A 12,088-nucleotide genomic window follows, 5' to 3' on the forward strand; every position below is an offset into this window, starting at 1 on the left:
CCCAGCTATATCTTTACTCCTTTTTCAATATATCGCCAAACTTTCTACCCAAATACCCCACCGTTTCCCGGCTAGGAGAATACGATATCTGATGTATATCCGTTAAATCAACTATCATACTCTTTTTTCGCCTACTTGGAAAAACCAGCATAAGATTATTATTCTCATAAACTTTACCTACTCTTCGTGGAACACCATCAAAATCATGATCATATGAGACATCTCCTACGCGAGCAGACACAAATACAACAAAATCATCTGGTTTTACATATTCACTCAAACCTTGTAAAGAATCCCACTCTTTATACAACTCAAACTGAAAATTAATACTTGTTTTACTTTTCAACAAATATTGATCGATAGCAGATTGAGAACGACTATTACAAACACACAACAATGGCAAACTCAGCTCTTGAGTCAATCTGGAAACTTTATTCAGCCAATAATGAAAACCTTTCTCTGCTTCTGCCATTGGTGGTACTAATAGTATAATACGTTTCTGACTTACAAATGGTTTTTCCAAACGGCACATAAATAAACTTACATCTGTCAAATTCAATATACTTTCCGTCTTTTCACCAACAAGTTTTTCAATAATACTTGCTTTACTAGGCCATCCGATTAAAATACAGGTTGCCAAGATTTCACGAGAGGCACGACTGATCCCTCCAGCAATATTATAATCAATGGTAGCCATTATATTTACTTCTGTCTCACTACCTGAAGCATACTTTACAATGGAATCTAAATTTTTACGAGCAGTCTTCAAATTAGCCTCTGCCATTTCATTATTTGGAACAACAGATAAAATAGTAGGTTGATGAGGTGACTTTTTATTACGAATCAAAGTTGCCATATCCAGCAGGGGCTCCATATTATTTAAATTCGCAATCGGTATTAAAATATGCTCATCTGCAAGTTGATTCGGCTCCTCTATTATTTCATCCTGACTCCCTGCTAATACTACTTTTTTTGAAGCCCCTTCAGTAACCAATGTTGCAACAACACAAGTAACTAAAATTACTACAATGGTTCCATTTAAAACATTTTCATCAATTATTTCATACTGATAACCCACCATTATTACAGCCAGGGTAGCTGCTGCGTGAGCACTGCTTAAACCAAAAATTAATTGCTGTTGCGCATTCGTATAATTAAAAGTAACACGGGTTAACCATGCTGCTATATATTTTCCCGCCAATGCAGTAATCGTTAAGGCACCGGCAACATATAATGTAGCAGGGCCGTTAAAAACTACATTTATATCAACTACCATACCCACACTGATTAAGAAAAATGGGATAAATAACGAGTTTCCAATGAATTCAATACGGTTCATCAATGCCGAAGAATGAGGAATCAATTTATTCAGTGCTAACCCAGCCATAAAAGCACCGATAATGGGTTCCAGGCTACATACCTCAGCTAAAAATGCGGCGAAGAAGACAACAAACAAAACGAATATGTAATGTGAAGTCCTTTCCCCTTCAACTTTTTGAAAAAACCATTTTGCTATTCGGGGAATAACTCCAAACATGATTAATAGAAAGACAGCAAAGGACAAACACAGCCTTAGCCAAAACTGCTGATCTAACTGACCTTGTGACGAACCGATAATAACAGCTAGAGCAATTAAAACTGCGGTATCTGTTAAAATCGTACCGCCTACAGTTATAGCTACCGCCTCGTTTTTAGTAATTCCATAACTATTAACTACAGGATATGAAACTAAGGTATGCGTAGCAAACATACTTGAAATCATTATGCTTGCACTGATATCGTAACCCAGAATATAATAACAAACCGGATAGCCAATAAGTGCAGGAATAATAAATGTATAAAAACCAAAGGTTCCACTTTTATGCCTTGTCTTTCGGAATTCATTTAAATCGAGTTCCAGACCTGCTATAAACATAATATAAAGCAAGCCAATAGTAGAAAACAAATCAACTGCAGAATTACGTTCAAGAATATTTAATGCATGAGGACCTATGAGAACTCCCGAAAGAATGAGTCCGATTATCCCCGGGATTCTGATTTTTCTTAAAAGAATTGGGGAGAGAAGTATTATAAATAATATAAGTGCAAATATGAGAACCGAACTGGTAAAAGGCGTCTCAAATGCATGTTTTATATGTTCGATAAATCCTTTATCCATAGACAGCTTTTCTTGTATTTGTTTTAATACTGATTAATCATGTATGCAATATTACTGCAATACGCGACCTCAAATATAAAAAAATACATCAAGTCTCAGCTAAGTAACTATGTGCTTTTCTTCCAATTCAGCGTCTAATAGCTCATATGGAGAGTTTTTGCTTATGAATTCTGGTACAATTTGTTTCATTTTACGAACTACAGCTTTATTGATCTGTTGTTCATTTATTGCCAATAGTTCATCAATATTCCTTTTTGTTTCATCAAATGGATAGCTCACAACTCGTGCAATGCTTATTTTTTCATGATGAGTTGGTAAAGTATGTTCAGAGGCACTTAATAGCTCTTCATACAGTTTTTCTCCAGGGCGTAAACCAGAAAACACTATATCAATATCTACACCTTCCTGCAAACCAGCAAGTTGAATCATCTTTCTAGCTAAATCAACAATCTTGATAGGTTTACCCATGTCGAAGACAAATATTTCTCCACCTTCTCCCATTGTCCCTGCTTCCAAAACTAATTGAACAGCTTCATAAATAGTCATAAAATATCGGGTGATCTCGGGATGAGTAACAGTTAAAGGACCTCTCTTTTCTATCTGACTCTTAAAACGAGGTAAAACAGATCCGTTTGACCCTAATACATTTCCAAACCTGGTTGTAATAAAACGGGTCTTAACATCTTTTGATACATACATGCCGTTTCCATTCACCCCACCCTTGTGTTTCAATGAATACTGACCATCATTCAAAGCTTGTATATAGATTTCTGCCAGGCGCTTCGAAGCACCCATAATATTAGTAGGATTAACTGCTTTATCAGTAGATATCATAACAAATTTATCTGTTCCGAATTTCACAGCTAAATCTGCAACATTCTTAGTTCCTTGCACATTCGATTTTATAGCCTCAAAAGGGTTATGTTCCATTAAAGGAACATGTTTGTAGGCTGCAGCATGATAAACTACTTGGGGACGTAAATCATTAAACAATTTATGCATCCGACTATAGCTTCTAACATCAGCGATCTTAATTTTTATAGAAGCGTCTGGAAACTTATCTTCCAACTCCAATTGCATTTCATGAAGAGGAGATTCAGCCTGATCACATAAAATAAGAACAGCTGGATTATATTTTAATACTTGTCGAACAATTTCTGACCCGATCGATCCTGCAGCTCCAGTAACCAATACTCTTTTCCCTGTCAAATCGTTACTCACCCTTGTTTGATCTATTCGAATAGGCTTCCTTTGCAAAAGATCTTCAATGCGTAACTTCTGCATTTGCTTTCTATCCAATTTACCAGAAAGCCAGGTTCCTGCTGGAGGAACTGTTATTACTTTAATACCTAACCTTAGAGCACGCTCAATTACAACCTTTTTATCTCGTTCTCCTAATAGCTCGTTGATAACAATAATCTGATCAATATTTTTCTTTGCATTTAAGACAGTAAGCTCCTTAAAATGATAGACCTTCTTTTGCTCCATATAACTATTTAGTCTAGTCCGGTCAACATCAATAAAACCTTCTACTACATAGTTTGCATCTGAATTACTCTCCAATGCCTGTTTAACTAAAACAGCATTTTTATCTGAACCATAAATTAGTACATTAATTCTTTCTTTATTCCCATAGCGTCTGATCATTACATAAAAAGCTGCTTTTGCAAAAATCCTCAACATAATTAATAATGAGGAAGTAATGAAGAAATTAATGATCAATATACTGAACAAATTCAATAACTGAATATGTAAAATCGGCTGCACAAATAAAAAGGAAGCAACTAAAAAAACAATGCTGAAAGTTAATACGGCAACAAAAATACGCAACATATCCTGCGTATTAGAATAACGTAAAAGACCTGTGTGAAGTCTTAAGAAGTAGATTACAGGAGATGCTATTAAGCAGAAAAGAGAAATATAAATAAGATAATGACCTCTTACCATATCATTGAACTCAAACCGCTCAACAATAAAGTACGAAAAGGAAAAAGACCAGCTAATAATTATTAAATCAACAATAAATATTACCCATCGTGGGAGAGTCCGTCCTTGAAGTAAAAATTTTCTCACATTTTTATATTAAGCCTGTTTTTATTTCATGTTACCTTAAAGCAATAAGTGTACCATGAAAACGATTGTTTATATTAAAACGCAACAATAAATTCTTTATAAAGTTTCACAAAATAATCCAACTATCAGCTTAATTCATTAAAATATTTATGAAACAAAGGAATGGTCTCGATACCCTTCAGGTAATTTGCAATATCATACTTCTCATTTGGTGAGTGCAAATTATCGCTATCTAAACCAAAGCCCATAAGTACAGTCTTAATGCCTAATTCTTGCTCAAACAGTGCTACAATCGGAATACTCCCTCCACCCCTTGTTGGAATCGGAGCCTTTCCAAAAGATTTCTCAATCGCTTTTGAAGCTGCACGATACGCTACACTATCGGTAGGAGTTACAACAGGTTCTCCCCCATGATGTGGCTTTACACTCACAGTAACAGTATCTGGAGCGATACGTTTAAAATGATTCTTAAAAATTTCAGTTATTTTATTTGAATTCTGATTAGGAACCAAACGCATCGATATTTTAGCACTTGCTTTAGCAGGCAGAACAGTTTTTGCACCCTCACCGGTATATCCACCCCAAATACCATTCACCTCTAACGTTGGTCGTATACCTGTACGCTCCAAGGTAGTATAGCCTTTTTCTCCCCAAACATTTTCAATCCCCAAATCTTCTTTATATTCCTCAATATCAAAAGGAGCTTTATTAAGCGCCTCGCGCTCTTCTTCTGATAAAGTTACAACATCATCATAAAATCCAGGGATTGTAATATGATTGTTTTCATCATGCAGAGAGGCAATCATTTTTGCCAGGATAATAGCAGGATTAGCCACAGCACCTCCATAAACGCCTGAATGCAAATCACGGTTTGGCCCCTGAACTTCAACCTCAACATATGATAAACCTCGTAAACCTGTTTCCAGAGAAGGGTTTTCCAAACTAATCATAGAGGTATCTGAAATTAAAACAACATCTGCCTTTAATCGTTCCTTATTTTCGCTAACAAAAACTCCTAAATTGTCTGATCCTACTTCCTCTTCTCCTTCAATCATAAATTTAATATTACAAGGTAAGCCATCTGTTTGAAGCATCAATTCAAATGCCTTCACATGCATATAGAATTGACCTTTATCATCACAGGCACCTCTTGCATATATTTTTCCATCACGCACAGTTGGTTCAAAAGGAGGAGTCTTCCAAAGCTCTAAAGGATCGGGAGGTTGAACATCATAATGTCCGTAAACTAAGACAGTTGGTTTATTTGGATCTACTATCTTTTCCCCATAAACAATCGGGTGACCTGCAGTCGGACAAACCTCAACCTTATCAGCACCTGCAGCACGCAATTTATCAGCAACAAAAGTCGCCGTTCTTGCAACATCCTCTTTATATTTTGGGTCAGCACTTATTGAAGGAAATCGAAGGAGTTCAAACAACTCATCTAAAAAACGTTGTTTATTTTGTTCAATATAATTTTTGATGTTTTGCATAACGAATAATTTGTCATCAAAGTTAATAATTTGATTTGAGAATGGATAGAAACCCAAAAACACCTAAGTTTGTAAATATATAAATGAAGAACCACTTTCAGATTTATCTCAACGCCTACCGAGGATTATCTCAGCCTGCCTGGATGCTATCCTTAGTTATGCTTATAAACAGAATGGGTGCAATGGTAATACCATTCCTGGGTTTATACATGACAGAGCATCTTCATTTTTCATTAAAAGAAACAGGGATAGTTTTAAGCTTTTTCGGACTAGGAGCAATTTCAGGATCTTATATTGGAGGGAGGCTTACTGATATTAATGGTCATTTTAAAATTCAACTATTAAGTCTTTGTTTAACTGTTCCATTATTTTTTCTTCTTCCTGCTCTAAAGACACCTCTTCTACTAAGCATTGGTATTTTCATTCTAAGTTTAATTGCAGAAACCTTCAGACCAGCTAATTCGGTTTCAATAGCCTATTACGCTAAGCCACAAAATTTAACACGTGCCTTATCCTTAAACCGGATGGCCTTAAACTTAGGCTTTTCAATTGGTCCTGCTGTTGGGGGACTTCTTGCTGCCTTTTCTTATAATTGGCTTTTCTATGGCAATGGGATTAGCGCTGCGTTGGCAGGCTTTGTTTTTTATATTTACTTCAGAAGACGAGAAGGAAATCAGAAGCTTATAAAACAAAATAATAGTCAAAGAATTCAAATACTGCCTCTTGCCAAGTCTCCATACAAAGACAAGGCGTTTATTATCTTCAATATTTTATGTACCTTTTATAGTATCTGTTTTTTTCAACTACTAAGCACATTACCTTTATATTATAAACAAGAATATATATTAGAAGATAGCGCTGTCGGTATCATACTTGCTTTCAATGGACTAGTGGTTTTTCTTTTAGAGATGTTTTTGGTACATATTGCTGAAAAAAAACTTACTTCCTTTCAAACCATCACTCTGGGTGCAGCTTTGCTAAGTATATCATTCCTCTTACTAATAAATAGTGCAGGCGTCTGGATTCTTTTCTTATCTATGTTTATTCTCAGTGTTTCCGAAATATTCGTTTTCCCCTTCACTTCAACAGTCACTTTAAAACGTGCTCACATAAGTAACCAGGGCGCCTATATGGGATTAAACGGATTAGCCTTTTCAGCAGCACATATACTATCTCCATCTATTGGAACACAGATTGTATCAGCTTTCGGATTTGATATATTATGGTTGTCAACAGCTGTTTTAGCATTTATCAGTACTATCGGATTTTATTTAATCAGAAATAAGTTTAACACTCCCTTCAAATAATCCTAAAAGATATTTTACCTCATTTAAACAATTATCTTTTTGTCACTTTATTAAATTAATGCAACTTTGCCGCCTAGATCAAATATTTAAATACATCAAAATGAAAAAGTTTCTTTTATTTATTTTATTAGCTGCAACAACTTTCTCGGTTAAAGCCGATGAAGGTATGTGGTTTTTAATGAATATCGAGCGATTAAATGAGCGAGATATGCAGAAGATGGGCTTACAGTTAACCGCTGAAGAAATCTATAGTATTAATAATTCCAGCTTAAAAGATGCCATTGTTCAATTTGGAGGAGGTTGTACAGCAGAAATAGTATCCAATACAGGCTTAGTAATGACCAATCACCATTGTGGTTATGGAGCAATTGCAGAACTATCAACTCCAGAAAATGATCATTTAACAAATGGTTTCTGGGCACAAACTAAAGCCGATGAATTAAAGCCAAAGTCGTTATCTGTAAGATTTTTTGTACGTATGGACGATGTTTCAAAACGTATCTTAAGTAAGTTAAATGATACTATGACTGAAGCTGAACGTGAAGCTACTATCAACAGAGAAATTGCTCTTATAGAAAAAGAGAATAACGAAGGTGGTAAATACACTGTATCAGTAAAATCATTTTATGAAGGCAACGAGTTTTATTACTTCGTTTATCAAGACTATACAGATGTTCGCTTAGTTGGAACTCCGCCCGATAATATTGGCAAATTTGGGGGAGACACCGACAATTGGGAATGGCCTCGCCACACCGGCGATTTTTCTTTATTCCGCGTATACGCAGATAAAGATGGTAACCCTGCAGAATACTCTCAAAACAATGTGCCACTAGTACCAAAATATCATCTTTCTATCAGTCTAAATGGATTCAAAGAAGGAGATTTTGCTATGATCCTTGGTTACCCGGGTCGTACAAATCGTTGGATGCCTTCGGCTGGAATTTCGCAAAATGTAAACTTCGCTTATCCGGCATGGGTTGAAGCCTCAAAAACAGGCATGGATGTGATGAAGAAATACATGGATCAGGATCAGGCTATCCGTTTAAAATACGCATCAAAATATGCAGGTGTTGCTAACTATTGGAAAAATCGTCAAGGTATGATTGATGCATTAACCCAACATCAAACTGCTAAAACAAAAGCAGCATCCGAAAAGAAATTCAATAAATGGGCCAACAAATCTAAGAATCGCGACAAGTACGGTTCTGTAATGGCTACCATTAATGAATATTATGCATTGACAAATGAAGAAGCCCGACATGATAATTATATTTCAGGCGGTATTCTTCGTAGCAGTTCTTTAGCACCACTACCTTATACACTAGGTAATGCAATTAACTTCTATCTTCAACAAAACGATGCTAAAAAAGCAGAGCTCTTACCTCAACTAATTAATCAGGCTAATTCTTCTTACGAAAATTTATCCATGCCTGTAGAGAAAGAACTGTTAATTGCTCTTCTTAATTTATATGTTGAAAAAGGAGGTAAAGACTTAATCGCTCCGTATGTTGCTGAAATAGCAAAAGAAAATAACGGCGATGTCACCCCATACATCAACAAAGCATTTGAAACAAGTATATTTGCAAATCAGGAAAAGCTAATCGCTTTCATTAATAACCCCAACCTTGAAGTTTTATCCAACGATTTACTTTTCAAACTATCCAATGATATCATAGCACGTTATCGCTATGAGTCAGATACCATGAAAACAAAACAAGCTGACTTTAATCGCGCTTTCCGTTTAATGGTTCAAGGTATGCGTGAAGCAAATCCAAAAGTAAAATACTATCCGGATGCAAATAGTACACTTCGTTTATCTTACGGAAAGATCCGCGCTTTACCTGCAGATCCAAGGAACGATGCTACAATCAATAACTATACGACATTAAAAGGGACCATCGCTAAATACAAACCTAATGATCCGGAGTTCGATTTACCGCAAAAGCTAATCGATTTATATGAGGCTAAGGACTTCGGACAATATGCTGATAAAAACGGCTATATGCCCGTAAATTTCTTATCAGATAATGATATCACCGGAGGAAATTCTGGCTCACCTGTATTAAATGGAAAAGGTGAATTATTAGGCCTTGCGTTTGATGGAAACATTGAAGCTATGGCAGGCGACGTTATTTTCGACCCTGAGCTTCAACGAACCATTAGTGTTGATATCCGTTATGTATTATTCCTGATCGACAAATTTGCTGGTGCAAGCCATATTATCGATGAATTTACCCTAGTTAAAGATTAATAAATAACTCAAGTAATTAAAATCTCCAATCCGGTTACATAAATTTGTGACCGGATTTTTTCGTATATTTGTACATTATATGGGGTCGACCGGAATTGACAGGATGGAGACGGTTATGTAAGCATGCAGCGCGTTGTTAGTCTAGCGCTTTAATCTGAACTTTCAACTTTTTAAATGGCGAAAATAACTACGCCTTAGCTGCCTAATTTAGAATTAGTTTAGCTTTTGTCCAGTCTGGGTTTTGTTCTGTAGCCTAGACACACGGGCATCGAACTATGGAACTGGTTGCTTCAACGCTGTGATGAAGTGACGAGATAAAACAGATAAGGATTTGGTATAGGTAAGCAACCAACCTTCCAGATCTCGAAAATTTAATGGAAGCTAAGCATGTAGAAAGCATATACAGTACCATGTTTGGACGAGGGTTCGAATCCCTCCGACTCCACAAACAAGGCTTGGTTGAACACCAAGCCTTGTTTTTTTTAATCTAAAGGATGCAGAATAGATTAAACTTCAGAAAAGTTTATGGGTTAAAAATCAGCATTATAAAAACTGCAAATAATACCAGGTGCATAATACCAACAATAGGTGTTGTCCTTTTGCCAAGAAAAGTCATTACGCTCAATAATAAGGTAATAACAAAGAGGATCATCTCGCTGGAGGTAAGCCCAAATATCACAACTTTACCGGTTAGCATACCAATAATCAGCACACATGGAACCGTGAGCCCTACCGTAGAAACGAAGGCTCCGTGACAAAGGTTAATTGCTCGTTGAAACTCGTTATTGAGTGCAGCCTTAACGGCCGTCATAGATTCTGGTGTAAAAACAATAATAGCAATCAACACCCCACCCAATAAGGTCGGAAGCTTGGCTGCTTTGATTCCAAAATCAACTACAACTGCCATATTATGAGACAATAAAACGATTGGCAAAATCATAAAGAGCAACACCAATGACCGTATCCACATTTCACTTCGGTTTACCACACTCGCTTCGCCTAATGCTGTGTTACCAACGCTTTGTAAATCTCTTTCCTTAAAAGGAATTCCCATCGAGCCCAATTTAGGCTGAACATACAGGTGCCTGTATCCTTTCATTTGAAAGAATAGAAAGCACCCATAAAGAAAAATAATCAGAGCAGACAGTATAGTGGCTTGAGTGTTAGTAAACATTCCATTTCCCGCACCCACAATAAAGTTAGGAAGCAACATGCCGAGCCCACCCAACATGATAATCATGCCAAGATAAGACATCGTTCCTTGAGCATTATACTCCTGTTCACCATATTTTAAGCCACCCAGTAAAATACATAACCCTACAACGAGATTCATGATAATCATCATAACGGAAAAAATTGAATCTTTACCGATAGTCGGATTTTCACCCGGGCCTAGCATTACAGCAGCAATTAGTATTACTTCAATAGAAACGATAGATAAAGTAAGAATAAGAGTACCATAAGGTTCACCAAGTTTATGCGCCAATTCATCGGCTTCGTTTACCACGCCAAAAGCTGATAAGATAATTGTTGACAGCAAAACAATAAATGCGACAACCGCGACCGCAACAGACATACCTGAACCCAATAAGGAATGACCAAATATCATGAACAATAACACGATCAGCCACGCTGTCGCCAACCGTAACCACGTTTTTGCCGAAAGGATCTTTATAATATTCAAGTCGTTCATATATTATTATTTACCATCACATTAATTCTTTATACTCACTGCTAAGTGAAAGCAAAATTATGGAGAATTAATTTTGCAAAATTTATCCTATGTTAAATAATGATCTTACCTCGAACCTATTTTTCCTTTCTTATCCGGCTTAGGCTCACTTGAGTAATGCTAAGATAAGATGCGATATATTTCAAAGGTACGCGCTGTATAAGGCCAGGCGAATTTTCGAGCAAACTGTCATAACGTTTTTTGGCTGAAAGAAGTTCGGTAGACACTACCCTGTTTTCAATTTTAAGCAGTTCTTTTTCAGCAAGTCTTCGTCCCCAATTGGCAATATGGATATCCTGATTGTATAGTTTGTGTAGCATATCAATTTTCAGCTCAAAAAGTTCACAGTCTTCCAGTAGTTCCACATTTTCGTAGCCTTTCTCATTCGCTACATAACTTTTCATCGAAAGAATAGTTTCCCCTTCTTCGCCGAACCAAAATGTCACGTCTTGTTCTGCTTGAGGTGCAAATGCTCGTACAATACCTTTCTTGATGAAGTATACAGCTTTCTCAACACGATCAGCCTTTAAAAGAATGTGACCTTTCTGGAAAGAATCTGCAGTAATATAGCTAAGCATCAATGTTTTCGAAGCTTCCGGCAATACATATATCTGATCAAGTATTCTTTCAATTGTCACTGCGATGTAGAGTCTAATCATTAAAGTATCGAATATAGAAATTTCTTCGTAAACAGCCTTTCTCAATAAAATTAATCAGTCACTAATTCATTCGCTAATTGCTTCTTACCCCAATCGTTCAGATGCTCTATAAATGGAATTAATTCCAACCCTGTATCGCTCAAAGAATATTCTACTTTTGGTGGCACTTCATGATACATTTTTCGGACTATCAATTGATCTTCTTCCAGATCCCTTAAAGTTTGGGTAAGCATTTTTGTTGTAATATCGGGCAAAGTCCTTCGCAATTCGCCATAACGCAATACCCCTTGTATACTCAAATGCCATAAAATACGCGCTTTATATTTTCCGCCTATGCGTCTGAAAGCATAATCAACCCCGCAATTTTGTATGCATTCAGGAATTTGATTTATTTTTCATTTTTATACTATTATAA

At 36.3% G+C, this 12,088-nt stretch carries 8 protein-coding genes and 1 other RNA gene; 3 read left to right on the forward strand and 6 right to left on the reverse strand.

Translation table 11 applies throughout. The annotated features are described in order from the left end of the window. Positions 1-13: 13 nt before the first annotated feature. The 3 genes from C8N28_RS02935 to C8N28_RS02945 all read right to left on the reverse strand — a co-directional run bounded on the left by C8N28_RS02935 (position 14) and on the right by C8N28_RS02945 (position 5,724). The gene (locus C8N28_RS02935) at positions 14-2,158 is read right to left on the reverse strand and encodes a cation:proton antiporter (RefSeq protein ID WP_132221373.1); all 2,145 of its coding nucleotides are present in this window, start codon (positions 2,156-2,158) and stop codon (positions 14-16) included. 99 nt (positions 2,159-2,257) lie between these two features. Further along, positions 2,258-4,231, reverse strand: coding sequence for a polysaccharide biosynthesis protein (locus C8N28_RS02940; protein WP_132221375.1), 1,974 nt, complete (start codon positions 4,229-4,231; stop codon positions 2,258-2,260). 125 nt (positions 4,232-4,356) lie between these two features. Next, entirely contained in the window at positions 4,357-5,724 is a 1,368-nt protein-coding gene (locus C8N28_RS02945; protein WP_132221377.1) for a dipeptidase, read from the reverse strand. An 83-nt stretch (positions 5,725-5,807) separates the two neighbouring features. Here C8N28_RS02945 and C8N28_RS02950 point away from each other — a divergent pair, with 83 nt between their 5' ends. The 3 genes from C8N28_RS02950 to ssrA all read left to right on the forward strand — a co-directional run bounded on the left by C8N28_RS02950 (position 5,808) and on the right by ssrA (position 9,730). Then, the gene (locus tag C8N28_RS02950; RefSeq protein ID WP_132221379.1) at positions 5,808-7,031 is read left to right on the forward strand and encodes an MFS transporter; all 1,224 of its coding nucleotides are present in this window, start codon (positions 5,808-5,810) and stop codon (positions 7,029-7,031) included. 100 nt (positions 7,032-7,131) lie between these two features. Beyond that, positions 7,132-9,282, forward strand: coding sequence for a S46 family peptidase (locus tag C8N28_RS02955; protein WP_132221381.1), 2,151 nt, complete (start codon positions 7,132-7,134; stop codon positions 9,280-9,282). A gap of 81 nt (positions 9,283-9,363) precedes the next feature. After that, positions 9,364-9,730: a transfer-messenger RNA gene (gene ssrA / locus C8N28_RS02960) on the forward strand. A 75-nt stretch (positions 9,731-9,805) separates the two neighbouring features. On the opposite strand, the gene C8N28_RS02965 is transcribed toward ssrA, so the two are convergent. The 3 genes from C8N28_RS02965 to C8N28_RS02975 form a co-directional block, all read right to left on the reverse strand. Continuing rightward, positions 9,806-10,975 carry a calcium:proton antiporter gene (locus C8N28_RS02965; protein ID WP_132221383.1) on the reverse strand — a complete coding sequence of 390 codons (1,170 nt, stop codon included), beginning with the start codon at positions 10,973-10,975 and terminating at the stop codon, positions 9,806-9,808. 116 nt (positions 10,976-11,091) lie between these two features. Then, on the reverse strand, positions 11,092-11,673 hold the full coding sequence (locus tag C8N28_RS02970) for a Crp/Fnr family transcriptional regulator (protein WP_246012722.1): 582 nt from the start codon (positions 11,671-11,673) through the stop codon (positions 11,092-11,094). A 50-nt stretch (positions 11,674-11,723) separates the two neighbouring features. Then, a complete protein-coding gene (locus C8N28_RS02975) occupies positions 11,724-11,972 on the reverse strand; it encodes a winged helix-turn-helix transcriptional regulator (protein WP_246012724.1) in 249 nt (82 codons plus the stop codon). Positions 11,973-12,088 lie beyond the last annotated feature (116 nt).

This window comes from Albibacterium bauzanense, from assembly GCF_004339765.1.
GTDB lineage: Bacteria > Bacteroidota > Bacteroidia > Sphingobacteriales > Sphingobacteriaceae > Albibacterium > Albibacterium bauzanense.

Bases quoted from the DNA above. Each gene is read 5' to 3' on its own strand.
- C8N28_RS02945 (WP_132221377.1), bottom strand. From the start codon at position 5,724: ATGCAAAACATCAAAAATTATATTGAACAAAATAAACAACGTTTTTTA.
- C8N28_RS02965 (WP_132221383.1), bottom strand. From the start codon at position 10,975: ATGAACGACTTGAATATTATAAAGATCCTTTCGGCAAAAACGTGGTTA.
- C8N28_RS02955 (WP_132221381.1), top strand. From the start codon at position 7,132: ATGAAAAAGTTTCTTTTATTTATTTTATTAGCTGCAACAACTTTCTCG.
- C8N28_RS02970 (WP_246012722.1), bottom strand. From the start codon at position 11,673: ATGATTAGACTCTACATCGCAGTGACAATTGAAAGAATACTTGATCAG.
- C8N28_RS02950 (WP_132221379.1), top strand. From the start codon at position 5,808: ATGAAGAACCACTTTCAGATTTATCTCAACGCCTACCGAGGATTATCT.
- C8N28_RS02935 (WP_132221373.1), bottom strand. From the start codon at position 2,158: ATGGATAAAGGATTTATCGAACATATAAAACATGCATTTGAGACGCCT.